The organism is Bradyrhizobium sp. 18BD, assembly GCF_054185225.1.
Genome location: NZ_JAVAYL010000004.1, coordinates 329,540 through 354,780, shown reverse-complemented (window position 1 = coordinate 354,780; position 25,241 = coordinate 329,540). Strand labels below are relative to the sequence as shown.

The following is a 25,241-nucleotide window of genomic DNA, read 5'->3' as shown; positions in this document are numbered from 1 at the left end:
CGATGCGCGATAGTGAAATCATCACGACGCGAGGCGCGCTGACTGCGGCACGGCCCAATGCCAGCCCATCGCGGAAAACAGAGGGAAGCATCGATGTATCGAAAATTCCGATTACTGGGACCTAAGCGCCTGCGCCACGACACCGCGTTCGCCATTACGACGAAAAGGGCATCATGAAACTCGCGATCGACTCCTATTGCTATCACCGCTTCTTCGGCGAAGTCTATCCGCAACTCGAGACTGATCCCGGCCGACGGATGACGCTCGACGACTTCATCGCCCGCGCGTGCGCGCATAGGGTCGAAGGCATATCGATTGAATCCTTCATGCTCGATGACTTAAGCCCTGAACGCTTGGCGACATTGCGCCGCGCGCTCGATCGGGCTGCGCTTGAGCGCGTTTGGGCCTGGGGTCACCCGCGTGGCCTTGAGTCGGGCATCGCACCGCATGCACTCGACGATCTCCGGCGCCATATCGAGATTGCGAGGGCGCTCGGAGCCAAGGTGATGCGAATCTGCGCCGGCGGCCGCCGCACCCGCACGCTGTCATGGGCGGAGCACAAATCTCTGCTCGTGCCCCTGCTGAGGCAGGCCGCCGATTTTGCGGCCGCCAAGGATATAGTACTCGCGATCGAGAACCACATCGATCTCCTCGCGGACGAACTGCTCGAATTGCTGACCGCACTAGACCACCCGGCACTTGGCGTCTGCCTCGATACCGCAAACAACCTACGTATGTTCGAGGACGCAACGGTCGTGATTGAAAAACTCGCACCTTATACCAAAGCAGTCCACCTCAAGGACATCTCAGCTTTTCGCGGCAGCCCCCGTGACTTCGGCTTCTGGCCGAGCGTGCCACTGGGCGATGGGCTGATCGACATTCCGACCGCGTTGATGCTGCTGCGCCGCGCGAACTACACGGGGCTCCTCGCACTCGAAATCGACTATCTGCATCCCGCATACGACGGCGAAGAGGCCGCGATCAATCAAAGCCTGTGTTATCTTCGAAAGGCTCTCGATGCGCTGGAGAAGGCCCCGTCGCACGACACGACAGCTGACCGAGCCGGACGGGTGTTATGTCGCCGGTGATCCTCTCACCGCGTGGTACCACGCGACTCTACGCAGTAGTCGGCGATCCGGTGGCGCAGGTGCAAGCTCCGACAATGCTGAACCAACTGTTCAGCGAAAGCGCAATTGACGCGGTCATGGTGCCCGTGTTGGCGCGACCACAGGATTTCGCGAAGGTGTTCGAAGGACTGAAGGCCATCGGCAATCTCGATGGCATGCTGATCACCATTCCACACAAATTCACAGTGTGCGCCCACCTCGACCGTATCAGCTCCATGGTCGAGCTCTCGGGTGCCGCGAACGTGCTCAAGCGCGACACCGACGGCCGCTGGCGCGGTGAGAATTTCGACGGCCTCGGCTTCGTCGCCGGCCTGATCCGTTCTGGACTCGATCCACAGGGCAAGACTGTCGCCCTAGTGGGCGCCGGCGGCGCAGGATCTGCGATTGCCGCTGCGCTCGCGAAGGTGGGTACTGCACGGCTGCTGCTGACGGACGTGGTGCGGGAAACGGCCGATCGGCTGGCTGACAGGCTCGCCCCTCGGTGGCCCGGCGTGGTGAACGTGACCGATCTACCGCAGCTCGCTGAGGCCGATATCGCCGTGAATGCCACGCCGCTCGGCCTGCGGCGAGAAGACCCGCTGCCGTTCGATGTGGCTCAACTCTCACCTGACGCCGCGGTCGCGGAAGTCATCATGCGTCCGCACGAAACCGCCCTCCTGCAAGCGGCCAAGCGGCGCGGACTAAAGATTCAGCACGGCACGCACATGCTGACGGAACAGCTTGACCTGTACCGGCAATTCTTTGGCTTTTCTAAACGTACGGATAGTGAGGACGGTCATGACTGAAATTCGTATCGGATTGGTCGGTGCCGGGGCCATCGGTCGCGCCCATGTCACCGGCGCCCTGGCACAAAGCACCGCTGCCAAGGGAGTGAAAATCTGTGGCATCGCCGACCCAAGCCCGGCTGCGAAGGCTCTGGCTGACGAGTTCGGCATTCCCCATTTCGTCGATGATGACGCGATGCGCGCAACGGTCAAACCTGACGGCGTCGTGATCGCCACGCCGAATTGGTTGCATGTGCCGATGGCGCTGCGTTACATCGCAGACGGGATCCCCGTGCTGGTAGAAAAACCGATTTCCGACGCTATTGAGGACGGCTATCGCTTGTCGGAAGCCGCGGCCAACGCGAATGTCCCGTTGCTGGTCGGTCATCACCGGCGGCACAATCCGATTCTGCGCCACGCGCGCGGGCTTGTGCAGTCCGGTGCGCTGGGGACTCTCGTATCGGTCGGCGTGCTCGCCGCTTTCCGCAAGGCCGACGCCTACTTCGATGTGACGTGGCGCCGAGCGCCCGGCGGCGGACCGGTTCTCATCAACCTCATACATGAGATCGATCTACTGCGCTTCGTTTGCGGCGAGATCAACACCGTACAAGCCGTGACTTCGAATGCTGTCCGCGGCTTCGCCGTGGAAGACACGGCCGCTGTTGTCATCCAGTTCGTCAAGGGCGCACTCGGCACCATCATGCTATCCGACGCCGCCACAAGCCCATGGAGCTGGGATCTAACCTCAGGCGAAAACGCGAACTTTCCCAAAGCCGCTGCCGACAGTCACTTCATCAGCGGTACGCAAGCTTCCGTGTCGCTGCCGAGCCTAACGCTGTGGCGGTATGCAGGCGATCGTGGCGACTGGACCGAACCGCTGATACGTGAGAGCGTAGCGATCGCCGAGGCGGATCCCTATGCCGAACAGATTCGCCATTTCGCTGCCGTGATCCGCCGTGAGGAAGATCCGCTCACCACCGGTCACGACGCAACGCGCACGCTCGAAGCCACGCTTGCAGTGAAGCAGGCAGCGCAGACGCACCAACTGGTACGGATCACGCCGTTCAATTGACAGGTCGCGTCGCCGAACGACGGCAGCATCGCAAAAATGCCGCAGAGCATCGTGAAATGGCGCACTTTCAGACTGCCGCGAACGCCGGCGGCGCCAAACGGGTGCTTAGCACTGACGGCAAACCTTTGCTGATCGGGCTCGCAGTACGCAACGCGATCGATGTCGCCAGAGCCGGGGCCGTGGGTCTCCTGCTGACACTCGTTAGTGATGGCGAGAAGGCTGATCCTGGTCTCTCCATCGCGACGCGGGAAGCGGTAACCTCGGCGCTCACGCGATGTGGACCGACGTGAGCGCGCAGGCAATAAGGGGCGCAGCCACAACGTTTCGTCGTGAAGCAGGACTTACAGCAGTCGACGCCAAAATAGCTGAATGCGAGCGTAATTCTTTACCGCCTCAGATGATGACAATGCACCGCATCTTCCAACCGTTTATCGACCTCTTGTCGAACGCTAACGATCCGACGGATTTTTCGAAAGTTATCGCGACTACGGCGAAAGCGTTGGACCTTTCTTGCTTTGCATACTTGGCATTGCCCAAGAGTGGCGCCAAGCCGCGTCTATTCTCAACGTACCCTCAAGAATGGACTTCGCATTACCTGAGAAATAACTACGAACAAATTGATCCGGTCATTACGGAGGCGCTTCGAAGCCCCGAACCTTTCCAATGGGGAATTGGTTTTCCAGCAAGACACCATTCAAAAGCTCAACAGCGGCTCTTCGATGAGGCGTCTCAGTTCGGGATCCGGTTCGGTTTCACAATTCCAATTCATGACGAACACGGCCCGATTGCCGCATTGACCTTTGCGGCCGATCACCGTGACATGACACTGATAAATCGCTTGAATTCAGACGCGCGCGTACTTCAGCTTATGGCCATGTACTTCGACGCACATGTCCGTCGCAAACTCTTGAACGCACACCCGCTTGATGGAAGACAACTATCCCCTCGTGAATTCGAATGCCTGGAATGGTCTTCACAAGGCAAAAGCGCTTGGGAGATTGGATGCATCCTTGGCATCTCGCGCAACACGGTTGCATACTACCTAGAGAATGCGAAGGAAAAGCTGGGTGTTCGCACGATCGCGCAAGCGGTGACGCGCCTTGCCGCTGCAAATAAAAGAAAGCAGAATTAGGACACACCTCCCCCACAACTACAGGTAATGATTCAGGGCAATAATCCCGCTTCAAAAAAGGTGGTGAACACCTTTGGAGGGATTATGATTCAGCTGATCACACCATCTTCGTATGGAGAGTTTTCCGAGACTCTCGTTGAGATGCATCGGTTACGGCATCGCGTTTTCAAGCTGCGCATGGCGTGGGAGGTTCAGACCAGCGGAGACATGGAGATCGACGATTTCGATGCGCTACATCCCGACTACCTAATCCAGGTAGGTGAAGATGGCCAAGTGCAGGGTTCTGTTCGCCTGCTTCCCACGCTTGGCCCGACCATGCTTCGAGATACCTTTCCTGCGCTTCTTGAAGGCGAGCCCGCGCCGGCAACTCCTCTCGTTTGGGAAAGTAGTAGATTCGCAATCGATGTTGCTACGGACGCCCCGAAAGGTGATCACGGCATCACTCGCGCCACTTACGAGCTGTTTGCTGGAATGGTCGAGTTCGGGCTCTCACGACAACTCACTGACATCGTTACCGTCACGGACGTCCGTATGGAGAGAATCCTTCGACGAGCCGGCTGGCCCCTGCGGCGTATTGGCAATCCTTTCGCAGTAGGCACCACCTTGGCCGTGGCGGGTTATCTCGAGATTTCGCGCGAGACCCTGGCCCGTCTTCGTGAGGCTGGCGGTCTTTCGACGCCGGTTCTTTGGACGCCGGTAATCGTCGCTGCTGCGTCTTGCGGTTTCCTGCCGAGCTATGAACATGACCGAAATTGAGACCAGGAACGATCACCGAAACACAGCGAGAGCTATTGACCTGCAACAGCTTCGATTGGCGGTGGTCGCTTGTGACTACGGAAGCTTTCGAAGAGCCGCAGAAGCCCTTTCGATCAAGCACACCGCCTTCAGCCGCGCCATCGGTCAGCTCGAGTACCTGGTGGGAACTTCACTGTTTGAGCGCTCAAGCGGGGGAATCAAGCCCACTCTGGCTGGACGAGCTGTTCTGCGAATTGCACGACTCATTCTTGAACAGGTCGATACACTTGTCGACGCCGGACGCTCCAGTGGTCGCGGCGAATCGGGGCACCTTGCCGTCGGCTTCTGCACATCTATTTCAACCGGGAATTTGCGCGCGACCTTGGGAGAGTTCAGGAAGCAGCTCCCGCAGATCGAACTGGCAACGATGGAGCGCTCTCGACTTCGTCTAATGAGCGCTCTTCGTAGCGGGACCCTCGATGTCGTGGTCAGCCCCGGACGCTTGCTTGCAAAAGATGCCAAAGCACAAACGCTCTGGAGCGAACGCATCTTGGTCTCGCTGCCTCAGGATCACCGCCTGGCTGGACGCGACGTTGTTTACTGGACCGATCTGTGCAACGAAACGGTTCTCTTAAGCCAGTATGATCCTGGAAGGGAGCTTGAGGATCTTCTGATCTCGAAGCTCGTACTGCTTGAGGACCGCCCCAAGATCGAACGCCACGACGTCAGCCGGGGCATCATCAAGAGCCTGGTAAGTATGCGCATGGGGCTCAGCCTCGTGATGGAATCGGATATTGGGGCGAACTTCGCCGGCCTCGTGTATCGAGAACTGCAGGACGGCACGGGACCAAGCCGCTTGGACTTCCATGCGCATTGGCGCGATGACAATGAAAATCCGGTTCTGAAGCGCTTCCTTAGCCTGTTGGCAGAGCGCTATCCCTCGCCTCCGCCTGCTCCAGGGGAATGACCGCTTCGTCGCGCCTTTGCAAATCCGCGGTCGGTGGCCATAAAGCGCGCCAGCATGGGCGGGATCAGTTTCGCCGGATCGATGCGCTGCCCGCTTTCGCGTGCCAAGGCCTCTGCATAGGCGACGAGGTCCCGATGCACTGATGCCGGAAGGTCAGTTGTGACCTTGACCGGCTTATCGTCCGGCAGCGCTCCTATTTTCAGCCTGGGCATCCCCTATCCTCCGTAAGGCGCAAGTATGAGGTCACGATTAACGAGAACACGAACCGGAAAACCAGGTCGCACGGTCAGGGTGGGCTGGATATTGAGACTGCGCCGAACGACCTGCTGTCCAGTCTGGTTCAGTGAGTCCGAGGCGCCGTGTCGCAATGCCTGGATGATTGCGCTGTTGTTGCTGTTGCTGTCCGAGCCGGCCCCTACCTCGGTCCCGACCGCCAGAAAGGTCGATAGCGCCGCAGCCTTGAACAACTCACCCCAGTGATTGTCGACTTGGTCTTCGACCCCCGCGTAGCCTCCCGTATCAGTTCCCGGTTGCCGCTCGAGCACGGTGGAACGTCCATTCGGCATGATCAGGCGCGTCCATACCAGCAAGACGCGAGACTGGCCGAATGTTACCTGACTGTCGTAGATCCCGATCAGACGCGCTCCCTGAGGCACAAGCAGAAAACGGCCGGTCGGCGTGTCAAAGACATTCTCAGTTACCTGCGCCGTGATCTGGCCGGGCAGGTCCGATCGTATGCCGGTGATCAGGGCGCCCGGGATGACCGTCCCGGCCTGCACGATATAGGGTGAAGCCGGCCTCGTGATGCGGTCAGGGCTGACCGTACGACGGTCCACGGAAGCGTTCACGAAGGCAAGCTTGCGGTCCTGAGCACTTTGAGCGGATCCATCGTCGCCGGTGCTCGTTGCGCCCGGCGGCACGGCGCGCTCGCTTCCAACAGCCGCAGCGGCGGACGGACGCATTTCTCGCCCGTTAGTCGAAGCGAACAGATGACTGATGCGGGCTGCTTCCGTCTCTTGATCCTGGCGCTGTTTGTCCGGATCGACGCCACTTGTCGGCGACAGGCCTTGAGCGGCAAGGATCGGTCGACCGAGGTCGCCTGGAAGCGGCGGACCTAGCTGCGGAACTGCCTGGCGAGGAACGCCAGCGTAGTCCTTCGGCAGTGTCGTAATGCCATCGGCAACATTGTGATGGTCGGTGCTGTAAAGCTCCGCCTGGTTGCGAGAACGGCTGGACTGGAGCGACCACAAGACGGTTCCGCCGATGACCAGCAATACGATAGCAGTCCCTCCGGCTAGAACTTTCCGCGACAACCGGGTCACTCGCGGTTGCTCTGCTCTCAGGCGGAAGCTTCCGGACCGATCCTCTTGTGTCGCCAGCGGGACGGATTGCTCGTGATCGTTCCCAGTCAAGCTGCTCATGACGACGGCCTCCCGTCGGTCCTGACAATCCTGACCCTCTGCTGGTGCTCACCGCCGAGCCGGAGTTCGGCGGCAGCAAACAGTCGATCCACAATCAGCACGTTCCCGTAGGTGCGGTAGTTGACCAGTTCGGTCTTGCCGTCCGGTCCAATGACAAAGAGCGGAGGCATCTCGCCCTGCACAATGCCGAGCGGGAATTCGACATAGACCTTGCGGCCATCGTCATATGCGGCGAGCGGCCGCCAGGGAGGACTATCCCCTTCGATGGCATAGCGGGAGATGCGCTGCGTCGGATCCGGAAGAACAGGCTTCAGAGCGACTAAACGCGATCGTTCGTGCACGGTTTCAGGATAGTACCAGGCGACAGAAGGCATGTATGGCCGCTCACGGGAGCGGAGCTCGATCAGGTAGGTACGCCGGTCGGTATTGACGACAAGGTTGGTTTCGATCGAAGACCGTGTCGGCTTCACCAGGATGTGGACGCGCCGCGTGTCGCCGCTCCCGCTCTCGGTATCCCCTACGACCCAGCGGACGGTGTCTCCGGCCGCGATGGGCCCTGATCCCGTCAACTGCTCTCCCTCCTCAAGCGCGATATCCGTGATTTGTCCCGGTGCGGCGTAAATCTGATAGAGCGCCCCGGGACTGTAAGCATAGATTTGCGCTGCGTTGAAATACCCCCGCTTGCGTGGTTCGACCCGGGCGGCGCTGTTTGCCGTCTCAACCCGGCTCGCGGGTTCGGGCTCTTCCTTCCCTCCCGATTTGCCGCCGAGAGCCGGCTTCCAGAGCGGCGGAACGTGAAGCGGTCGCGGTCTCTCGTCGAGAGCCACTGGGGGTGCCGGCAATGGAGGAACTTCAGCGTCATAGCTGATCTCCGGCGGAATGTACGTCGCGCACCCACCAAGCATCGACGAACAAAGCAGGAGAGCGTGCAGACATGCTCGTTTCGCGGTCACGAACTTGGGCCAAGCCGAATTGAGCCTCCTTTGCACGAAGGGATGCTTCGAATGAACGTCAGACGGCGTCTTGGTCACTGACTCAACTCCTTTGACCAGTTGATGGCGCGGACATAGACGCCAAGGGGATTCTTGCGCAGGCGTTCGGCATCGCGCGGTGTCTCGATCACGATCGTGAGAATTGCCGTCCAGCGTTCGGTCGAGCTCAACGAGCCGTTGTCGTAGATGCGCTGGGTCCAGGCGACTCGAAAGCTTTCTGAAGACGCGCGAATGACGCTCGAGACGTCGACCGAGATCTGGGCCTTGCCCAACTTCGCAAAGGGGTCGTTGTTGCGCGCATAATCGTTGAGCGCGGCCGCGCCACGATCCGTCGTAAAATCATAGGCGCGGAGCCAATTCTGGCGCAGAACGATACCGTCCGCGGGTAGGCCTCTGACATCCTCGATAAAGCGCGCCAGATGGTAGGCGATCTGCGCGTCTGTTGGCTGATAGTCGATGTTGGCCGGCGCAACCCTTTGGGTCTGGCCGAGGTGATCGACTTCGACCACCCAGGGCGTGATCGAGCCCTGGCTCGATTGCCAGACAAGGCCTCCAGCAAGACCGGCCGATAGCATAAGGCAGCCGAACGCCATCAAACGCCAGTTCCTGGCCTGCACGCGGGCGGATCCAATGCGTTCGTCCCAAACCTGCGCGGCCTTTTGATAAGGCGTGACCGGCTCGGGCATGCGCCCGTAGTGAACGGAAGGTCGTTTGAACATCGATAGTGCCCCTGAGATCAAGTGATCGGTTTCGAGTCGTGCGGTGTCCGCGTTGAGTCGCCCGCACAGCGGGTGCCAAAGACGCAGTGGCTGCGTGTCAGCGCTCTCCTTCAGACAAATCGACGGAAGAGCCGCTCCCACCGTGATCGCCTGAGCGGACCCCGTGGCCGGCAGCCGACGCACCGTGCCGAATAGTTTCGGCACGCTTCATGCGCCGCGCCCAATCGGGCTGCCCTTCGGCCGAAGTGCTCGCAGCCTGTGCGGCGGCTTCCCCACCTCCGCCGAGCGCAGCGACCGCACGACGTAACGGGCTCATGGCAGCCGAAGTGCCAGCCTCCGCGACGCCAGCAAGGCCCCCGCTTCGATAGGCGGCTGATGCTCCGCTTATGACAGCGCCGCCACCGCGCGCGGCGCTTGCAATCGCGCCGCCAGCGAGACCGGCACCGCCCGCGGCGAGGCCCGCGCCCGCCGCAACAATACCGCCAGCGGCAAGGCCCGTTCCAATCGCCGCACCGGCGCCGAGCTGCGGCCCGCCAGACACCAGCCCGTTGGCGATACCCGGACCGAAGATACCGAGGCCCAATAGGGAGAGCGCCGCGAGCACCAGAGTCATCGCGTCTTCGATGGTCGGCTGTGCGCCGCCAAAGCCAACGGTGAACTGCGAGAACAGGGTCGATCCAATGCCGACGATGACGGCCAGGACCAGGACCTTGATTCCAGAGGATATGACGTTGCCCAAAACTCGTTCAGCGGCGAAAGCGGTCTTGCCAAACAACCCAAAGGGAATGAGCACGAAGCCAGCCAGCGTCGTGAGCTTGAACTCGATCAGGGTGACGAAGAGCTGGATCGCCAGAATAAAGAAGGCGAGCAGCACCACCACCCACGCGAACAGGAGGACCACGATCTGGACGAAGTTCTCGAAGAAACTGATGTAGCCCATCAGGTTCGAAATCGAATCGAGCAACGGTCTCCCGGCATCTAGTCCGACCTGGGCGATTTTTCCCGGTCGCAGGAAATCGGATGCGGAGAAGCTTGCGCCCGATGCTTTCAGCCCAAGACTAGCAAAGCTCTCGAAGACGATGCGCGCCAGGCTGTTCCAGTTGCCGATGAGGTAGGCAAAAACGCCGACGAAGAGGGTCTTTTTGACGAGGCGCGCGATGATGTCCTCGTCCGGTCCCCAACTCCAGAACAACGCAGCAAGCGTGATGTCGATCGCGGCAAGGGTGGCTGCGAGATACCCAACGTCGCTACCGAGCAGACCAAAACCGTTGTCGATATAACGGGTGAACGTTTCCAGGAACTGGTCAATAATGCCTGTACCAGTCATGGCTTGCTCGACTCAGGTCTCGCCAAGTTCGGATATCCCCGCGGGATCCGGCTTTGATCTTTTGGGACAGGTCCCGAGTTGGCTGAATCATCGTGGCCGGAAGCTGTGGCGCTGTCCTTCTTGCCAAAGAAGCGACGGCGGTTTTCGTCCCAAATGCGCTTACAATGGTCGTAATCCAACGTTTCCTCCGGAGTGACGCCGCGGCAGCGTGCGAGAGCGGAGACGGTTGCATCATTGGTCGTCTGCCCCGCCTTCGGTGGCGGCGGAGAATCGTCTCCGCCACGCAGTTGAATCGTGCAGGCTGCGACGGCTACTAGGCCGATTGTCGTAAGCAGCGACAGCGCTTTGAACGCCTTTACGTTGGTCATCAGTGAAACATCTGCACGTTGGACGATTGATAGCCCTGCCCCGGTGTAAGGAACCGCCGAAGCTGTTCTCGTCCCTGATCTTGGGCCGATGCGCGCTGAGCCGCTTCGAGGCTCTGCGCCCTGCCCTGTGCCGTCACGACGGCGGTAAGGTCGGCGAGTTGCTGCGCGTTCAGTGCGAGAATCTGATTGCCAGCCTGCGTTGCCTGCAGGGCGCCGCTGGCACCTTGGCTTGACGTTACGAGCGCTGACGTCTGGATGCGGTTGGTATCGAGGTTGCCAACGATGCCGGCCTGAACCCGGAGCGCGTCTTGCGTTGCCGCATAGGTATTTTGCCAGCGCGATTGAGCATTGGCGACGAACAACTGGCTCGACTGGCTGCTAGTGGCCGGCGCGTAGCTCGTTGAGAACGCGCGATCGATCTGCTGGACGTCGTAAGCAATGCGCTGCGCCTGGGCAAGCAGCTGCTGGGTGCGCTGGATCGAGGATTGCAGTTGCTGCAATGATGAATATGGCAGATTTGCCAGGTTCTTTGCCTGATTGATCAGCATCTGCGCCTCGTGCTGCAACGAGGTGATCTGATTATTGATCTGCTGCAGCTCCCGCATGGCGGTCAGGACGTTCTGAACGTAGTTATTGGGATCGAAGACGATCAGCGCCCGTGCGGGCACCGCGACGCCAAGCACCAGCGCGATAGTGCCGGCCGCCGCCAACAGGCCAAGACGCCTCATAGGGATTTCTCCAGATTGACGAGATTGGGGATCAGGTCGAGGGCCCAGGCGACGCCACGGTGCTGTAGCCAGGCCGGCACGAAGCCGTCAGGTCCATGTTCGACGAGGAGTTGCGCGATCGCGGCTTGGTCTGTCTTGGAAGAGGCTGCGGTAAAGGCGAGCGCGACCTCACCAAGCCCAAGTTCGAACATCCGGTTGCCCCGACGCGACTGGCAGTAGTAGTCGCGCTTTGGCGTTGCCCGGCTCAGAAGTTCGATTTGGCGATCGTTGAGTCCGAAGCGGCGGTAGATGGCAGTGATCTGCGGTTCGATCGCCCGTTCGTTCGGCAGCAACAAACGAGTTGGACAGCTTTCGATGATCGCCGGCGCGATTGCGGAAGCGTCGATATCCGAAAGTGACTGGGTCGCGAAGATGACGGAGGCATTCTTTTTCCGAAGGGTCTTCAGCCATTCCCTAAGCTGCCCCGCAAAGTCCTCGTTATCGATGGCAAGCCAACCTTCATCGACAATAAGAAGTGTTGGTCGGCCGTCGAGACGGTCTCCAATACGATGGAAGAGATACGCCAGAACGGCCGGCGCGGCACTCGTTCCGATCAAGCCTTCGGTCTCAAACGCCTGGACCGAGGCTTCGCCGAGACGTTCGAATTCGGCATCTAACAGGTGCCCGGACGGACCGCCGAGGCAATAAGGTTGCAAGGCGCGTTTCAGAGAGTTCGATTGGAGCAGGACTGACAGGCCCGTGAGGGTACGTTCCTCCCTCGGCGCCGAAGCGAGAGATGTCAGCGCCGACCAGAGATGATCCTTGACCACCGGGGTGATCTCGACCTTTTCCCGTGCCAGGATCGCGCCGATCCATTCCGTTGCCCATCCGCGCTCGGAAGGATCATCAATCCAGGCCAGCGGCTGCAGGGCGACGGGTTGTTCACCTCCGTCGGACAATGCGCCGCCGAGATCATGCCAATCACCGCCCATGGCGAGGGCGGCAGTTCGAATCGAACCACCGAAGTCAAACGCGAAGACCTGCGAGTTCGGATAACGCCTGAACTGTAGCGCCATCAGCGCGAGCAGCACTGACTTGCCAGCGCCTGTCGGCCCCACCACAAGGGTATGACCGACGTCGCCGACATGGAGCGAGAATCGGAACGGCGTTGATCCCTCCGTCTTGCCAAACAGGAGCGGCGGACCCTTGAAGTGCAGATCCCTCGCCTCGCCCGCCCACACGGCCGACATCGGAATCATATGGGCGAGATTGAGGGTCGAGACCGGAGGCTGCCGCACGTTCGCATAGACATGCCCCGGCAGGCTGCCCAGCCAGGCTTCGACGGCGTTCACCGTCTCGATCATGCAGGTGAAATCGCGGCCCTGGATGACCTTCTCGACCAGCCTCAGCTTTTCATCAGCAGCGTTGGGATCGCGGTCCCAGACCGTAATGGTCGCCGTGACAAATGCTTGTCCGATCTGATCCGAACCCAATTCCTGCAGAGCTGCGTCGGCATCAAGCGCTTTGTTGTGGGCGTCGGTATCGAGCAGCGTCGATGCCTCGTTGGTCATGACCTCCTTGAGGATGGCGCCGATGGATTTTCTCTTCGCGAACCACTGGCGGCGGATCTTCGTCAGCAGCTTGGTGGCATCGGTCTTGTCGAGCATGATCGCCCGGGTGGACCACCGATACGAAAATGGCAGGCGATTCAGATCGTCCAGGATCCCAGGGGTCGTCGCGCCCGGAAAGCCGACAATCGTCAGGACCCGCAGATTGGCTGAGCCCAACATCGGCTCGAGCCCGCCGGTGAGCGGCTGGTCGGCCAACAGCGCATCGATGTACATGGGAATTTCGGGCACCCGAACCCGATGACGTTTGGTCGAGATCGTCGAGTGCAGGTAGGTCAGCGTGTCCTGATCATCGAGCCAGATGCATTCCGGCATGAAACCTTCAACGAGTTGAAGCACACGGTTGGTTTGATCGACAAACCCGCGGAGCACCTCGCGCGCGTCCGCGCCGGCGGTGCGATCGCGGCCCTCGTAGAGCAAGCGCTCTGCCCTGGAGGCCCCCTCCTCCGGCGGCAGATAGAGGAACGTCAGGTAATAGCTGGATTCGTAGTGGGCGCCGGCCTCCTCGAACTGAGCTCTGCGCTCGGCATCCACCAGCGCGGATGCGACATCCGGAAAGGTGCTCGGGGGATAGGCCCCGGCAAAATGACGCTGCGCCTCAACGAATACGGCCCAACCGGATCCCAGGCGACGCAGGGCGTTGTTCAGACGACCGGCGACGGCGACGAGTTCGGCCGGCACCGCACTGTCGAGGTCGGGTCCCCGGAATTTTGCCGACCGTTGGAACGAGCCGTCCTTGTTCAGGATGATTCCCTCGTCGACGAGGGCTGCCCAGGGCAGGAAGTCGGCGAGACGCGCGCTGGAATGGCGATATTCAGCAAGGTTCAACATGACCGATAACTCAGAGGTTGAGATGGCCGGGAATGCGCAGATGTCGGCGCACGACATCGACAAAGGCGGGATCGCGCTTCGCGGCCCAGACGGCGGCCATATGGCCGATGAACCAGAGGACGAGACCCGCGATCCAGAGCCGCAGTCCCAGCCCAAGGGCTGCCGCAAGTGTGCCGTTGACGATCGCAACCGATCGCGGCGCGCCGCCCATCAGGATTGGCTCAGTGAGGGCGCGGTGAACGGGCACGACAAAGCCTGCGACCGGTTCATCCATCAGGTCACCACGCCGCCGCCGAATGAGAAGAACGACAGGAAGAAGCTCGAGGCCGCAAACGCGATTGACAGACCGAACACGATCTGGATCAGCCTGCGGAAACCACCGGACGAATCCCCGAAGGCGAGCGTGAGCCCAGTCACGACGATAATGATGACGGCGATGATCTTGGCGACCGGGCCTTCAACCGACTGCAAGATCTGATTGAGTGGCTGCTCCCACGGCATGTTCGAGCCAGCCGCCCATGCCGGTGCCGACGCAAAAAGCACCATGCCGAAACCGGCCAACGATGTAGCTCGAAGAAAGCGAAATTGCTGACGCATGTCAGTCTCCTGCTGATGAAAGGCTGTAGTCGCCGGCGGCGCCGAGCCCCGAAACGAGGGCGAGTTCAGCGAGGCGACGGTCGGCGCCGCGGCCCGCAAGGACGGCGACGAGGTTGATGGTTTCGGCGATCAGGGCGCGCGGGACCGTGATCACGGCTTCCTGGATGAGTTGCTCGAGCCGCCGCAGCGCGCCGAGCGCGCTGCCCGCATGGATAGTCCCGATGCCACCGGGGTGACCAGTGCCCCAGGCCTTGAGCAGGTCGAGCGCTTCGGCACCGCGCACCTCGCCAACTGGAATGCGATCAGGTCGTAGACGCAGCGATGAGCGAACCAGGTCGGAAAGCGTGGCCACGCCATCTTTGGTCCGAAGCGCCACGAGATTGGGCGCTTTGCACTGAAGTTCGCGCGTATCTTCGATCAGCACGACCCGATCAGCAGTCTTTGCCACTTCGGCCAGGAGCGCATTCGTCAGTGTCGTTTTGCCGGTCGATGTCCCGCCGGCGACCAGGATGTTCTTCCGTGCGGCGACCGCGCTCTTCAGGATCCTGACCTGCTCCGAGGTCATGATCTCCTTGGCGACGTAGTCGTCGAGCGTAAACACGGCGACGGCGGGCTTGCGGATAGCAAAGGCCGGTGCTGCAACGACCGGAGGCAGGAGACCTTCAAAACGTTCGCCGGTCCCAGGTAGTTCGGCCGAGACCCGGGGCGCGCCGGCATGCACCTCGGCGCCCACGTGATGCGCTACCAGGCGAACAATGCGCTCGCCATCCGACGCCGACAGAGTTTCGCCTGTGTCGATCAGGCCATTCGACAACCGGTCGATCCACAGCCGCCCATCTGGGTTGAGCATCACCTCGATGATCGCTTCGTCTTCGAGGTAGCCGGCAATCGCTGCGCCAAGCGCGCTGCGCAGCATTCGTGCGCCGCGCGAATTCGCTTCCGATTGAATGGAATGGATTGCCACCGTTCGCCCCCACCGAACAAGGACGCTCAAGGGCGCCCTCCGATGGGGATGATTAGAAAAGGCACCAATGGACTTAGTGCAACGAGCGCCTTCGGTGATCGTAGACTGGCGTAGAAAAAGGAAAGAGCGGAATGATAACTCTTCTGCCTCCCCGCTCAGGTCTCACTGCTAGGGTCCTGACTTCGGATATCTTCTGGAACTTCGCGCAGAAAACTTTGTCCCTTTTGCAAACGACGCCCGAGCGCCTCGACAAATCCTTCAAACCGCTCCCTGCCCTTTGCCTGGGCGGCCGCTTGCGCATCATTGGGCAAGGGCGGCGTGATCGTCAGCCAGAAACGAATGAAGAGGGCCAAGGTTTCGGCGGTCAAACCGACGTCGCGTTCCAGCCTCTGCATCTGACGGGATAACCGATCTAGGCGACGAGTAAACGCAGCTTCTCGCCTGTCCGCTCCGTCGGGCGACAGAAAGGATGCGACTGCCGCTTCGACGATGGCGGACCGGGAAAGCTTCTTGCGATCGGCGAGCTCCGAGACCTGTTTCAGAAGTTCTGGCGGGAAATACACGTTCATCCGGTCGCGCATATTGCCTCAGAGCTCCATGCCGTCGTTCGGGTCCATGGCGACTTGACGGGCGACGCCGCGCATCTGTTGACGCATGAGCCGGGACTGGCGGACCGCATCTTCGTCGTCGTCAAGCACGGCGGCAAATTCCTCCGCCGGCGTCGGTTCGGTCGTCTCCTTGGCGATCGCGACGTGATCGGGGAGTTCGGGCTCACGACGGAGCCCGCTGTTCGCCGTGTCCTCCTCAGCCTCCGCAGCTTTGTCAGTTGGATCTGCCGGCGGCTTCAACGGTCCAAGCGCTGACCATCCGTCCTTTCGTTGTGATCGGCTGGCACTCGCCGGATCGGGCGGCGGCAGAACCCGCTCGGTGAATCGTCGATCCTCGTAGTAGCGGACCTTCTTCGCCCGGATGGGCGGCGTGCCCGCCACCATGACGATTTCGTCCAACGGCGGAAGTTGCATGACTTCACCCGGAGTCAGTAGCGGCCTTGCCGTCTCCTGGCGCGAAACCATCAGGTGCCCCAACCAGGGGTTCAACCTGTGGCCGGCATAGTTCTTCATTGCCTTCATCTCCGTCGCCGTACCCAAAGCGTCGGATGCGCGCTTGGCGGTCCGCTCGTCGTTGGTTGCAAAACTGACGCGGACGTGACAGTTGTCGAGGATCGCGTTGTTAGGTCCGTAGGCCTTCTCGATCTGATTGAGCGACTGCGCGATCAAGAAACTCTTGATGCCGTACCCCGCCATAAAGGCGAGCGCAGACTCGAAGAAATCAAGCCGGCCAAGCGCCGGAAACTCATCCAGCATCATCAGGACGCGATGTCGGCGGTCGCGGGCGTGTAGGTCCTCGGTCAGCCGTCGGCCGATCTGGTTCAGCACCAGACGGATCAACGGTTTGGTCCGCGAGATATCGGAGGGCGGCACCACGAGATAAAGCGTCGCAGCCTGGTTATCCGCGATTAGATCGGCGATCCGCCAGTCGCAACGGCGGGTTACCTGCGCCACCACAGGATCGCGATAGAGTCCCAGGAACGACATCGCCGTGGACAGGACGCCGGAGCGTTCATTCTCTGACTTGTTGAGGAGTTCGCGCGCGGTCGAGGCGACCACGGGATGAGCACCCTGCTCGCCAAGATGCGCGGTCGTCATCATGGCTTTCAGGGTCGCCTCGATCGGCCGCTTCGGGTCGGACAGGAAGGCGACGACACCGGCCAGGGTCTTATCCGCCTCAGCATAGAGGACGTGAAGGATGGCTCCGACCAAGAGCGAATGACTGGTCTTCTCCCAATGGTTCCGCTTGTCGAGGGAACCTTCGGGGTCAACCAGCACGTCGGCGACATTCTGGACGTCGCGAACCTCCCATTCTCCGCGCCGGACCTCGAGCAGCGGGTTGTAGGCTGAGGACTTCGGGTTGGTCGGGTCGAATAACAGGACGCGGCCATGCCGCGCGCGGAAGCCAGCTGTCAGTTGCCAGTTTTCGCCCTTGATGTCGTGAACGATGGCCGAGCCGGGCCACGCCAGCAAGGAGGGAACGACAAGACCGACGCCTTTGCCGGATCGTGTGGGTGCAAAACACAAGACGTGCTCCGGTCCATCATGGCGGAGATAGTGCCGTCCGAAGCTACCGAGCACCACACCATCCGGACCGAGAAGTCCGGCCGCTCGAACCTCCGCCGCCTCAGCCCAGCGCGCCGAGCCATAGGTCTCCGCTTTCTTGGCCTCGCGCGCGCGCCACACCGACATGCCGATCGCCACCGCGATCGAAACGAACGTCCCCGACGTAGCGATCAAGGCCCCCTCGACAAAGACCTGTGGCGCGTAGGCATCGTAGACGAACCACCACCAAAAGAAGATCGGTGGGTAGTAGACCTTGAAGCCCAACAGTTCGAACCACGGCCGCCCAAGCTCCGGCTGCCAGGCGAGCCGCCAGGCTGTCCACTCGGTTGCTCCCCAGATGGCCAGCAAGACGATCAGGCCGACGACGATCACTTGTCCCCAGAGGATTTTGGTTCCGGACATCCCGAACGCCCTTCCGCAACTGAATTGGTGAGATAACTAGATGCCGAGGTCGCGCTTCCGACCAAAGCCCCACTCGATGCCACCGCCATCCTTCACAACGCCGGTGACGTGTTGGCCGAGTTTCTTTTCGAGCTCGCGAGACCAGGGCACGAGCTGGAAGCCGAGCCCATTGTCGATCATGGCGAAGCGACCAGAGGTGAGCGTCAGTCGCTGGCGATATGTGCCCGTCACATGCTCCCCGGAGGCGGCGTTCACGTGAGGCAGGCCAGTACCGGACGATACTTTTGCTGCCACCTCGTCCAGTTCGCGCCGGCGCAGCGTGTTCAGGAGATCGCGCTGCAAGATGATATGTTGGCCCTGCCGCCGCGCCAGGCCCTCCTGGATCAGATGCTCGGCACGAGCTTCCATGGCGTCGCGGGTCTCGCGGCCGAACCCGCCGATGGCGAGCGGCATGGGGTCGCGTTCGACCAACCGGTGGTCGAGCCAGGTCGCCCCTTTTGCGCCAATCTGCTCACCGAGATCGTGATCGGAACGGGTCGCGAGCACTACGGTGGGGCGTGGATCTCCGGCTTGACCGAAGCGTCGGACTTCGACGATGCCGCCGATCGGCGGTGCGTGCTCGAGGGCCTCGATGCTACGGAAGCGGACGTGGTGGGCGCGCCCGTCTGTTCCGTCGATCAGGGCATAGGCCTCGCTGGTCAGTTCGTCGTGCAATCCACGGTCGACCAGCCGTCCAATAATCTGGGACGTCGGCTGTCCGCCTTCGATGACGTAGTCGGCGACGCCTCGCGCTTCCCCGCGCTCGGTAAAGGCGCGGTGCATGGTCTTGATGATGTCGCCGCGCATGCCAAGGTCGCGCAAGCTGCGCTCGGCCTCGAGCCCAACCATCCATTCCCCTGGTGCGGCGGATGCGGCAAGGCCCATCTTCTCCAAATGCTGAAGGCGACCGACCATCAGGCGCCGGATCTCGGGATCGGACTTGCCGAGATTTTCGGGACGTAGATCGATATGGCCTATCTCATCGGCCGCCAGCCGGATCTCCCGATCGAGCCGCGTCCAGCGCTCTGCCGTGACCTCCCTCTCCAGCGAATTGCGGATCTCGTGCTCCGGTTTTGGACCCAGTTCGATTGCGACCAGTTCCTCGGCACGGGAGCGCAAGCCCTGACTGATGTAGTCGCGGGAGATCACGAGATCCGCCCCCTCCTCATCGACACCCCGAACGAGAAGGTGGACGTGAGGGTTGTCGGTCTTCCAATGATCGACGGCCACCCAGTCGAACCGCGTGCCGAGATCGGTCTCCATCTGCTTGGCGAGATCGCGGGCAAAGGCCTTCAGGTCGGTCATGTCGCCGGCGTCCTCGGGCGAGACGATGAACCTGAAATGATGTCGGTCGTCCTTGCACCGTTCAGCGAAAGCCGCGCTATCGGCGCGGTCGCTGCCGGCATCGAACATCTCGGCCCGTTCACCACTCCGGGTCACGCCGTCACGCTTCAGATATGAGAGGTGGGCGGTCAGTGGTGCGGAACGGAAGGCTCGCCCCTTATGACGAACCACGCGCGCCTTCACCACGACGCGCCGCGTTGGGCTGAACAATCTGGCGCGGCTGAAGGCGATGCGCCCGCGGCCAAACGTCGAGCGCCCAAAAGCCGCCGAACGCCTGCCAGCCGCAGCCTGCCCCGAGGTGTGACCGGCTTTCTTCGCGGCACGTAGCACCTGGTTGATGAAGCTCTTTTGCTTCGGCGCACGGGTACTGCGGATGCGCCCAGCCCGAATGCGCAGGTCGCTGTCGCGCACGCTCACGGAAGGGCCTCCCAACGATCAAAAGCGCCTACAGTGCCGAAAACGCCTTTGATTGCATTCTTAAAAATGCATGGCGCGGCACGCGCCCCGACCGACCGGCACGCCAGAACCCAAGCCATGCCAATGGCTTGCGGTTCGACCGGCGAGCCCCTTTTATCTCGCCGTCCTGCCGTCGTGGGCTCCCGGTCGCCGGTTCCCGAAAAAGCCGCCGCGACTTGGCAGCTGACTTGCGAAGCCCCCACTGCTTCCGCGCGCTTGCGATAGCGATCGTTACCCGAAGGGCCGAGACACCCGAAGGGTGGCTCGGTGAGGAGCGAAGCGACGAGTAGAGCGCGGGCCGAAGGCATCGCCCATACGCCATCAGCTTGCGAACCCGCACACATCATTGCGATACTCCCGAATCCGATCGAGGGACGAACATGCCAATTGGCCGGGGAACCATGTGCGAAACATCGCCCGCCGAGATTGCGGTCGTGACACCGCTCGACGGCATGAGCGCCTGCAACCGATCGCGCGTTTTCATGAAATTGGATCGCGTGACGAATAGCGTCCCAGCTGCTGATGACTGTCCGCTGGACGTCCACCTCGGCGGCAGTTCGATGGCAAGTAGATTTGCAAGCTTTGCGACGTATGCTCGCGTCTCGTCTGGCAGAAAGCCGCCTGCGAGATGCTCTTCATAGCGAGACGGTCCCGCGTTGTAAGCAGCAAACGCGCCAGGCGAGCCATACCGATCGAGCAGTTCGCGCAAGTAAGCCGTGCCGGCCAGAATGTTGTCGTGCGGGTCGTAGGGGTCGTTCCCGAGATTGTAGCGCTCACGAAGTTCCGCCCAAGTCGCCGGCATGATTTGCATCAGGCCCATGGCACCTTTCGGTGACTTGGCACGCGCGTCTTGGGCGCTTTCGACGTCCAGGACTGCGCGTATCCAGCGCGCCGGCACGGCGAAGCGGCGCGAGGCCTGCTCGACGAACTCCGTAAACGGATCGCCAGCTTGATGACGTGCTGGAGGCTCCGCGGGTCGCGTCTCGGCGACAGCAGCGGCGTTACTCACGGCCAGCGAGATGAACAACGGCACGACAGCGCGCAGGCTCCCCTCGAACAAACGCAAGCGTGCCGTCGTGCTCGCGTCCGTCCAGGGTAAAGGCGCTTCGCGCCGGCCGTTCGGCCGCCCTGGACCGCCGCTGCGCGCAACGGCCGCGCAATCGTTGGTCGGGACGGAGGAATGGTGCAGCACTCGGTCGAACAGAGGAACAGCTGGTCGGAAACTCAATATGGGCATCATCAATCCTCCCAAGTCCACACCGGCCGCGCTCGGCCAATGACAGCCGATGCCGGCAAGAGCCCGAAATAGCGGCCATCCAGCGAGCTGGTGGACTGCCAGTTCATGACAAAGAGTTCGCCGTCACCGACTACGCGGCAGCCCTGCCATTTCGGGAGGGGACGGCCACGGCCGTCGCGATCTCGGGCTTCACCCATTTCGATGGCGTCAACCGAAATGGTGAACCCGCTTCGGCAAACGGTCTGCCCGGGAAGCGCCAGCACGCGTTTGAGCATCGGCAATCCGGCTGGCAGATAGCCGTTCAGATCGAGGAAGGTCGCGAGCGGCTCCGGTGGTTGTACGGCGAGGAGTTCCGTAACGAATAGTTTGTCCGCCGGCTGCACACGGTAGAGCCCAAGCGGTACGCTCTCGGATGCATTCCAGATGTAGGCCGGCGTAATCTCCAGAACGATTGGCGCGATAAGTGCGACGGCACCGCCGAACATCGTGGTCAACGTCTTGAGCCGCGGTGTCATCGCATGGCCCTCTGCCGGTGAAGCCATGCCTGGTGGCGGGCTTTCGTGTAGGGGCGCGGGTTTTCGTTGACGGACAAACGGTTGTGAACGTGATGCCAGTGATCGGGCGCGACATCAGCCGGATCGATGTCGAGGGCCTCAACGGCGTCGACCATCTGCAGCACCCGTTCGACCTTCGGCCAGCCGGACAGCCGCAACAAAATCTCTCCGCCGGGCTTCACGTACGGTACGGTCGAGCAGCGCTGTCCTAGAGCGACTGCGCGCAAGATGTCGATCCGCGAAATGATCGTGCCGAAGTCATTGGACGTCCAGCGAACGAAGGCAAACATGCTGTCTGGCGCGAATGACAGGACACGCCGATGGCGATCAAGCTTCCGTTCCTTGACAATACGACCGAACCGAATGCGGTTTTCGATGCGCTTCTCGAGCCACAGCACTTCCACTTCCGTGAGATCGCTCATGCGGCGGCTCCCTGACACTGGAGCTGGCGGCCGTGGGCGTGGGGCGCGGTGGAGAGAGTGTGTGGCCTGCAATGGCAGGCTGGACTATCGGACTGCCGTTGCCGAGCGCCGCCAACGTGGCTTTCGACCTGCTCCGTTAGAAGAAATCCGAAGGATTTCTGGTTAGTAAAGTTAGAGCGGCTGGAAAGCGCGAAGAAACAAGCTCTTAAGCTCGATTCCGGTCCCCGATAGCACGAGGATCGGGTCCCCGATAGCACGAGGGTTGCGGTCCCCGATAGCACGAGCTGTTTCACAGGTTGTCCTCCGAATTTGGAATGAGACGGCGACGGCGCAAGCGGGCCGTTAAGGGATCAACAGGTGTGGGTGCGAAGCTCAGTCGCTCGCTGCCGTTCCGGTCTCGCATGAGCACGAGCTGATAGCCGGGCAATGTCTGGCGCTGGACGATCTGGCGGATGTCGTAAGCAAAATGCTTAAGCGGCGAGAGGATGCCGGACTTGGCATGGAGGTGCACAAGATCAAAGCTCCAGCCGCCATCCTGGCGTCCACCGTGCTTGCGCACGAGGCGGTAGAGCCACCGCTCAAGCCCGCCCGTGAGCTCGAAGTAGGCGCGGTCGATCGTCAGCACGAGCGCGTCGTCGATGACGCCCGCGTAGAACCAATCCGGCAGGATCAGCTCGATCCCAAACGGGCGGCCATTTGCATCTGCTGTCTCCTTCCACTCGTTGATCCAGGAGAAGCGATGCCGCCGCCGTTCTGCCGGCTGACGGATCGACGTCAGCACGGTCGTTGACTGCAGTCTGTCAAGACCAGCCTTCAGGCGGTCATAGTCGCGCGCGCTGGTGCCGCGGCCGACGAACGTCAAAATCTCGTAAGGCGTTGCAGCCATGAGGCGTGAGGTCTTCAAGCCGGCGTCGCGTGCTTCGACGATCTGGGAAGCGGCCCAGATCAGAACATCTGCATCCCAGATGGTCGCCATGCCGTGTTCCGGCACGGCTTCGACACGAATTGCGATCGCGCCTGCACGGAAATCGATCGGGACGATCCGCTTTGTTTTGGCGAGCGAAAAGAAGGGATAGGCCATCAGATCCTGCGCGTCGCGCGGCGCGAGATCGCCGGGCAACGCCCGGAAGAGCTCAAGCTGATCGCGCTCGGAACGGTGCTTGCGCCGCATGGTCACTGCTCTCACGCGGCAATCAGCGCCGTTCCTGGCCCGCATACGGGCGCAGCGCGGGATGCTTCTTGGCCGGCAGCACCGTTCCCTTGCCGGGGTCGGACGTCGAGGTCTTGGCGCCGCGGTCGGCCCACGCTTTCAGGTCATCGACGGCGTAGACGACCCGTCCGCCAATCTTCCGATACGTCGGCCCAGTACCGTATGTGCGGTGCTTCTCCAGGGTTCGACCGGACAAGCCAAGATAGCGCGCCGCCTCAGGTGTACGGAGGAAGCGCGGGGGTAGACCGGCCATCGGATCGGGCATTTGAGGACTCCAGGAGGACAGCGCACCACGCACGGCGGCGCCGGCGTGTGTGCGGTCATCATGGAGAAGCGCGGTATCGGAGGGGGATGCCGAGTTTTGGGGGAGCGATTTTCGATACCCCTAAGCGGAAGGCCTATTCGTCCCTGCGCCCGGGCCGCAGAAGTTTGCGGTAACCACCGCGCATCAATGCGAGGCCGCCTTGCACCAAGCGGATCGTTCGATTGCGCAGATCATGCGTCTTCCAGGCGCGATCGGGGATGCGCTTTTTGCCGAACAGCGCTTCGGCGATAACGCGATAACTGCCGCCGGCGCTATGCGCATCAAGCGCGCGGATCGCGGCGCTCAGGCGTTCGCGCCGGTCTTTAGATAATTGGTGAAAGGCCGGACCTGGCGCGCGTCCATTCATCGCGCGCCACAGCCGTCGTGCTGCATACGCACGCGCTTCGAAATCGCCGTCAAACGGCAATTCGGCTGCATATGACGCGCCAAGCACCGGCGGGTCCTTGGACCAAACACGGTGATCTACCGCACCGATGCGCAGCACGGCGTGCCAGCCGTCGGCGGCGCGCCGTACCTGACCTACTGCAAGGTCAAGCAGCGGTTGAGACGCTGAACTGCGATCGGCGGCCAAGGCAACCTTGACCGGAACGACAGCCGCTAAAACCTCCGGCGCCCAGAAGATCGTCTGCTCGTCGAAGGACCTCTGCGGGTCATGGGCGAAAGCAGATACCCCATTTCCTCCTGAATTCGTCTGTCGCTTCGCCGTTCGGACTGTTGGCAATCATCACCTCGTACTCCCGCCGATAGTCCGCGTTGCGGCGGAGACATTCCCAGGCGATGTCGGTGACTTCCGCGTTTTGTAGGCTCTTGTAGGAATCCGGCGACCGCCAGTCGAATTCAGGCATTGCTTCCGTCCCATTGCACACTGCTAACAACGATTGCGGCGCAATAGGTATGAACGAGGCGGTTGTAGGAAGCCCCTAGTTTGGCACCACGTGGTGCACCGGAATGACCGCCGATTAGCAAAAGAAAACAATTCTGCCCGCAAGACACCAGCCGGCAATTTTGTTCTATTTCGAGCCGGTGCCGCGTAAGAGGCGCCCTTGTTCCGTCACCCATTTGGCGCGCGCCAGATGACTCTGATATGCGCGCCGCGCACGATCCAGCTCTCGCTCTGGGTCCATATGCAAGACCACTCGAGCAACTTCGCGCCAGTCCGCCCCCTCGCCCTCCGCCTGCAGGAGGCGCATGTACGTAACGACATGCTGTTCGTCATAGGCAGTCAACAGCGGCTCGTTCGGCGCACTGTCAGCTACTTCTGGATCTAGGGATGGCTTCTGCATCATACCCGCTTTTAGAACGCCTATAAGCTACGCCATGGTTTGGTCGCAATCCAGACCTCCGCTTCCCGTTAGCATCCTGAATATTCGTTCGGTAGATTGGCGGCCGAGTTCGGTCGCGCACGTAGCGCCGCCACACGCGATAGCATGTTCGGGCACGAATAGGAACGATCGTTCCTAGAACGATCGTTCCGGCTCAGTTCCCATATCGCCATGGATCTCAAAGAGATCATGGCTGTGAATCTGCGTCGGAAACGCCACGATCTACAAATGACGCAGGAGGAGCTGGCCGAGCGCGCGGGTTTAAGCGCCCGTTACGTCGGCGCCATCGAGCGTGGCGATGTATCAGCAAGCGTCACCGTGCTCGGACAAATTGCTGAAGCATTGGGGGTCGAACCGGGGGACCTGCTCAAAAAGGCTGCGCGGCTTAGCAAATCGTAAGCCCCT

General features: G+C 61.3%; 29 protein-coding genes. 7 read left to right on the top strand and 22 right to left on the bottom strand.

Features of this window, described 5'->3' with window-relative positions; translation table 11 throughout:
* Positions 1-173 precede the first annotated feature (173 nt).
* The 6 genes from RAD16_RS10045 (at position 174) to RAD16_RS10020 (ending at position 5,797) form a co-directional block, all read left to right on the top strand.
* Positions 174-1,088 (top strand): sugar phosphate isomerase/epimerase family protein, encoded by a 915-nt coding sequence (locus RAD16_RS10045; RefSeq protein WP_458157696.1) that lies wholly within the window; start codon positions 174-176, stop codon positions 1,086-1,088.
* A complete protein-coding gene (locus RAD16_RS10040; protein WP_458157695.1) occupies positions 1,076-1,912 on the top strand; it encodes a shikimate dehydrogenase family protein in 837 nt (278 codons plus the stop codon). The genes RAD16_RS10045 and RAD16_RS10040 overlap by 13 nt, the downstream gene beginning before the upstream one ends.
* Entirely contained in the window at positions 1,905-2,963 is a 1,059-nt protein-coding gene (locus RAD16_RS10035; RefSeq protein WP_458157694.1) for a Gfo/Idh/MocA family protein, read from the top strand. The genes RAD16_RS10040 and RAD16_RS10035 overlap by 8 nt, the downstream gene beginning before the upstream one ends.
* Positions 2,964-3,369: 406 nt before the next feature.
* Positions 3,370-4,095 carry a LuxR family transcriptional regulator gene (locus tag RAD16_RS10030; protein WP_458157807.1) on the top strand — a complete coding sequence of 242 codons (726 nt, stop codon included), beginning with the start codon at positions 3,370-3,372 and terminating at the stop codon, positions 4,093-4,095.
* Positions 4,096-4,179: 84 nt separating this feature from the next.
* Positions 4,180-4,851: an acyl-homoserine-lactone synthase gene (locus RAD16_RS10025; protein WP_458157693.1), complete on the top strand. Its 672-nt coding sequence runs from the start codon at positions 4,180-4,182 to the stop codon at positions 4,849-4,851.
* Complete coding sequence (locus RAD16_RS10020; RefSeq protein WP_458157692.1) at positions 4,838-5,797, top strand: LysR family transcriptional regulator; 960 nt, start codon at positions 4,838-4,840, stop codon at positions 5,795-5,797. Before RAD16_RS10025 ends, RAD16_RS10020 begins: the two co-directional genes overlap by 14 nt.
* Here RAD16_RS10020 and RAD16_RS10015 read toward each other — a convergent pair.
* The 22 genes from RAD16_RS10015 to RAD16_RS09910 form a co-directional block, all read right to left on the bottom strand.
* A complete protein-coding gene (locus RAD16_RS10015; protein ID WP_458157691.1) occupies positions 5,764-6,009 on the bottom strand; it encodes a DUF2274 domain-containing protein in 246 nt (81 codons plus the stop codon). The genes RAD16_RS10020 and RAD16_RS10015 overlap by 34 nt on opposite strands.
* A gap of 3 nt (positions 6,010-6,012) precedes the next feature.
* Positions 6,013-7,218: a TrbI/VirB10 family protein gene (locus RAD16_RS10010; RefSeq protein WP_458157690.1), complete on the bottom strand. Its 1,206-nt coding sequence runs from the start codon at positions 7,216-7,218 to the stop codon at positions 6,013-6,015.
* A complete protein-coding gene (gene trbG / locus RAD16_RS10005) occupies positions 7,215-8,249 on the bottom strand; it encodes a P-type conjugative transfer protein TrbG (protein ID WP_458157689.1) in 1,035 nt (344 codons plus the stop codon). The genes RAD16_RS10010 and trbG overlap by 4 nt, the downstream gene beginning before the upstream one ends.
* Positions 8,246-8,929, bottom strand: coding sequence for a conjugal transfer protein TrbF (trbF, locus tag RAD16_RS10000; RefSeq protein WP_458157688.1), 684 nt, complete (start codon positions 8,927-8,929; stop codon positions 8,246-8,248). Before trbF ends, trbG begins: the two co-directional genes overlap by 4 nt.
* A gap of 97 nt (positions 8,930-9,026) precedes the next feature.
* Positions 9,027-10,256 carry a P-type conjugative transfer protein TrbL gene (gene trbL / locus RAD16_RS09995; RefSeq protein ID WP_458157687.1) on the bottom strand — a complete coding sequence of 410 codons (1,230 nt, stop codon included), beginning with the start codon at positions 10,254-10,256 and terminating at the stop codon, positions 9,027-9,029.
* On the bottom strand, positions 10,253-10,624 hold the full coding sequence (gene trbK-alt / locus RAD16_RS09990; RefSeq protein WP_130226400.1) for a putative entry exclusion protein TrbK-alt: 372 nt from the start codon (positions 10,622-10,624) through the stop codon (positions 10,253-10,255). Before trbK-alt ends, trbL begins: the two co-directional genes overlap by 4 nt.
* On the bottom strand, positions 10,624-11,352 hold the full coding sequence (gene trbJ / locus RAD16_RS09985) for a P-type conjugative transfer protein TrbJ (protein ID WP_458157686.1): 729 nt from the start codon (positions 11,350-11,352) through the stop codon (positions 10,624-10,626). The genes trbK-alt and trbJ overlap by 1 nt, the downstream gene beginning before the upstream one ends.
* Positions 11,349-13,790 carry a conjugal transfer protein TrbE gene (gene trbE / locus RAD16_RS09980; RefSeq protein WP_458157685.1) on the bottom strand — a complete coding sequence of 814 codons (2,442 nt, stop codon included), beginning with the start codon at positions 13,788-13,790 and terminating at the stop codon, positions 11,349-11,351. The genes trbJ and trbE overlap by 4 nt, the downstream gene beginning before the upstream one ends.
* A gap of 10 nt (positions 13,791-13,800) precedes the next feature.
* On the bottom strand, positions 13,801-14,064 hold the full coding sequence (locus RAD16_RS09975; protein ID WP_219685391.1) for a VirB3 family type IV secretion system protein: 264 nt from the start codon (positions 14,062-14,064) through the stop codon (positions 13,801-13,803).
* The gene (locus tag RAD16_RS09970) at positions 14,064-14,387 is read right to left on the bottom strand and encodes a TrbC/VirB2 family protein (RefSeq protein WP_458157684.1); all 324 of its coding nucleotides are present in this window, start codon (positions 14,385-14,387) and stop codon (positions 14,064-14,066) included. The genes RAD16_RS09975 and RAD16_RS09970 overlap by 1 nt, the downstream gene beginning before the upstream one ends.
* Before the next feature lies 1 nt (position 14,388).
* Complete coding sequence (gene trbB, locus RAD16_RS09965; RefSeq protein ID WP_458157806.1) at positions 14,389-15,303, bottom strand: P-type conjugative transfer ATPase TrbB; 915 nt, start codon at positions 15,301-15,303, stop codon at positions 14,389-14,391.
* Positions 15,304-15,506: 203 nt separating this feature from the next.
* A complete protein-coding gene (locus tag RAD16_RS09960; RefSeq protein ID WP_458157683.1) occupies positions 15,507-15,932 on the bottom strand; it encodes a ribbon-helix-helix domain-containing protein in 426 nt (141 codons plus the stop codon).
* A 6-nt stretch (positions 15,933-15,938) separates the two neighbouring features.
* Entirely contained in the window at positions 15,939-17,927 is a 1,989-nt protein-coding gene (locus RAD16_RS09955) for a conjugal transfer protein TraG (protein ID WP_458157682.1), read from the bottom strand.
* 36 nt (positions 17,928-17,963) lie between these two features.
* On the bottom strand, positions 17,964-19,727 hold the full coding sequence (locus tag RAD16_RS09950) for a relaxase/mobilization nuclease domain-containing protein (protein WP_458157681.1): 1,764 nt from the start codon (positions 19,725-19,727) through the stop codon (positions 17,964-17,966).
* Positions 19,728-20,109: 382 nt separating this feature from the next.
* The gene (locus tag RAD16_RS09945; RefSeq protein ID WP_458157680.1) at positions 20,110-21,006 is read right to left on the bottom strand and encodes a lytic transglycosylase domain-containing protein; all 897 of its coding nucleotides are present in this window, start codon (positions 21,004-21,006) and stop codon (positions 20,110-20,112) included.
* Positions 21,006-21,518 (bottom strand): S26 family signal peptidase, encoded by a 513-nt coding sequence (locus RAD16_RS09940; RefSeq protein WP_458157679.1) that lies wholly within the window; start codon positions 21,516-21,518, stop codon positions 21,006-21,008. Before RAD16_RS09940 ends, RAD16_RS09945 begins: the two co-directional genes overlap by 1 nt.
* Complete coding sequence (locus tag RAD16_RS09935) at positions 21,515-21,979, bottom strand: DUF2840 domain-containing protein (RefSeq protein ID WP_458157678.1); 465 nt, start codon at positions 21,977-21,979, stop codon at positions 21,515-21,517. Before RAD16_RS09935 ends, RAD16_RS09940 begins: the two co-directional genes overlap by 4 nt.
* A gap of 289 nt (positions 21,980-22,268) precedes the next feature.
* Positions 22,269-23,150 carry a replication initiator protein A gene (locus tag RAD16_RS09930; RefSeq protein ID WP_458157677.1) on the bottom strand — a complete coding sequence of 294 codons (882 nt, stop codon included), beginning with the start codon at positions 23,148-23,150 and terminating at the stop codon, positions 22,269-22,271.
* A gap of 22 nt (positions 23,151-23,172) precedes the next feature.
* Positions 23,173-23,454, bottom strand: coding sequence for a helix-turn-helix transcriptional regulator (locus tag RAD16_RS09925; protein WP_008561544.1), 282 nt, complete (start codon positions 23,452-23,454; stop codon positions 23,173-23,175).
* A gap of 133 nt (positions 23,455-23,587) precedes the next feature.
* Positions 23,588-24,085, bottom strand: a complete 498-nt coding sequence (locus tag RAD16_RS09920) for a DUF2285 domain-containing protein (protein ID WP_458157676.1) — start codon at positions 24,083-24,085, stop codon at positions 23,588-23,590.
* A 79-nt stretch (positions 24,086-24,164) separates the two neighbouring features.
* Positions 24,165-24,359: a transcriptional regulator domain-containing protein gene (locus RAD16_RS09915; RefSeq protein WP_458157675.1), complete on the bottom strand. Its 195-nt coding sequence runs from the start codon at positions 24,357-24,359 to the stop codon at positions 24,165-24,167.
* Positions 24,360-24,524: 165 nt separating this feature from the next.
* Positions 24,525-24,797 carry a DUF2285 domain-containing protein gene (locus RAD16_RS09910; protein WP_458157805.1) on the bottom strand — a complete coding sequence of 91 codons (273 nt, stop codon included), beginning with the start codon at positions 24,795-24,797 and terminating at the stop codon, positions 24,525-24,527.
* A gap of 210 nt (positions 24,798-25,007) precedes the next feature.
* Between RAD16_RS09910 and RAD16_RS09905 the strand changes: the two genes are divergently transcribed.
* Positions 25,008-25,235 (top strand): helix-turn-helix domain-containing protein, encoded by a 228-nt coding sequence (locus RAD16_RS09905; RefSeq protein ID WP_050385492.1) that lies wholly within the window; start codon positions 25,008-25,010, stop codon positions 25,233-25,235.
* Positions 25,236-25,241 lie beyond the last annotated feature (6 nt).

Coding starts and splice junctions, on each gene's coding strand:
- RAD16_RS10015 (WP_458157691.1), bottom strand. CDS start 6,009: ATGCCCAGGCTGAAAATAGGAGCGCTGCCGGACGATAAGCCGGTCAAG.
- RAD16_RS09935 (WP_458157678.1), bottom strand. CDS start 21,979: ATGAGCGATCTCACGGAAGTGGAAGTGCTGTGGCTCGAGAAGCGCATC.
- RAD16_RS10035 (WP_458157694.1), top strand. CDS start 1,905: ATGACTGAAATTCGTATCGGATTGGTCGGTGCCGGGGCCATCGGTCGC.
- RAD16_RS10045 (WP_458157696.1), top strand. CDS start 174: ATGAAACTCGCGATCGACTCCTATTGCTATCACCGCTTCTTCGGCGAA.
- trbL (WP_458157687.1), bottom strand. CDS start 10,256: ATGACTGGTACAGGCATTATTGACCAGTTCCTGGAAACGTTCACCCGT.
- RAD16_RS09905 (WP_050385492.1), top strand. CDS start 25,008: ATGGATCTCAAAGAGATCATGGCTGTGAATCTGCGTCGGAAACGCCAC.
- RAD16_RS10025 (WP_458157693.1), top strand. CDS start 4,180: ATGATTCAGCTGATCACACCATCTTCGTATGGAGAGTTTTCCGAGACT.
- RAD16_RS09960 (WP_458157683.1), bottom strand. CDS start 15,932: ATGCGCGACCGGATGAACGTGTATTTCCCGCCAGAACTTCTGAAACAG.
- trbB (WP_458157806.1), bottom strand. CDS start 15,303: ATGCTGCGCAGCGCGCTTGGCGCAGCGATTGCCGGCTACCTCGAAGAC.
- RAD16_RS09955 (WP_458157682.1), bottom strand. CDS start 17,927: ATGTCCGGAACCAAAATCCTCTGGGGACAAGTGATCGTCGTCGGCCTG.
- RAD16_RS09925 (WP_008561544.1), bottom strand. CDS start 23,454: ATGCCCGATCCGATGGCCGGTCTACCCCCGCGCTTCCTCCGTACACCT.
- RAD16_RS09975 (WP_219685391.1), bottom strand. CDS start 14,064: ATGGATGAACCGGTCGCAGGCTTTGTCGTGCCCGTTCACCGCGCCCTC.
- RAD16_RS09945 (WP_458157680.1), bottom strand. CDS start 21,006: ATGATGCCCATATTGAGTTTCCGACCAGCTGTTCCTCTGTTCGACCGA.
- trbF (WP_458157688.1), bottom strand. CDS start 8,929: ATGTTCAAACGACCTTCCGTTCACTACGGGCGCATGCCCGAGCCGGTC.
- trbJ (WP_458157686.1), bottom strand. CDS start 11,352: ATGAGGCGTCTTGGCCTGTTGGCGGCGGCCGGCACTATCGCGCTGGTG.
- RAD16_RS10020 (WP_458157692.1), top strand. CDS start 4,838: ATGACCGAAATTGAGACCAGGAACGATCACCGAAACACAGCGAGAGCT.
- trbE (WP_458157685.1), bottom strand. CDS start 13,790: ATGTTGAACCTTGCTGAATATCGCCATTCCAGCGCGCGTCTCGCCGAC.
- RAD16_RS10030 (WP_458157807.1), top strand. CDS start 3,370: ATGCACCGCATCTTCCAACCGTTTATCGACCTCTTGTCGAACGCTAAC.
- trbK-alt (WP_130226400.1), bottom strand. CDS start 10,624: ATGACCAACGTAAAGGCGTTCAAAGCGCTGTCGCTGCTTACGACAATC.
- RAD16_RS09910 (WP_458157805.1), bottom strand. CDS start 24,797: ATGCAGAAGCCATCCCTAGATCCAGAAGTAGCTGACAGTGCGCCGAAC.
- RAD16_RS09915 (WP_458157675.1), bottom strand. CDS start 24,359: ATGCCTGAATTCGACTGGCGGTCGCCGGATTCCTACAAGAGCCTACAA.
- RAD16_RS09940 (WP_458157679.1), bottom strand. CDS start 21,518: ATGACACCGCGGCTCAAGACGTTGACCACGATGTTCGGCGGTGCCGTC.
- RAD16_RS09930 (WP_458157677.1), bottom strand. CDS start 23,150: ATGCGGCGCAAGCACCGTTCCGAGCGCGATCAGCTTGAGCTCTTCCGG.
- RAD16_RS10010 (WP_458157690.1), bottom strand. CDS start 7,218: ATGAGCAGCTTGACTGGGAACGATCACGAGCAATCCGTCCCGCTGGCG.
- RAD16_RS09970 (WP_458157684.1), bottom strand. CDS start 14,387: ATGCGTCAGCAATTTCGCTTTCTTCGAGCTACATCGTTGGCCGGTTTC.
- RAD16_RS10040 (WP_458157695.1), top strand. CDS start 1,076: ATGTCGCCGGTGATCCTCTCACCGCGTGGTACCACGCGACTCTACGCA.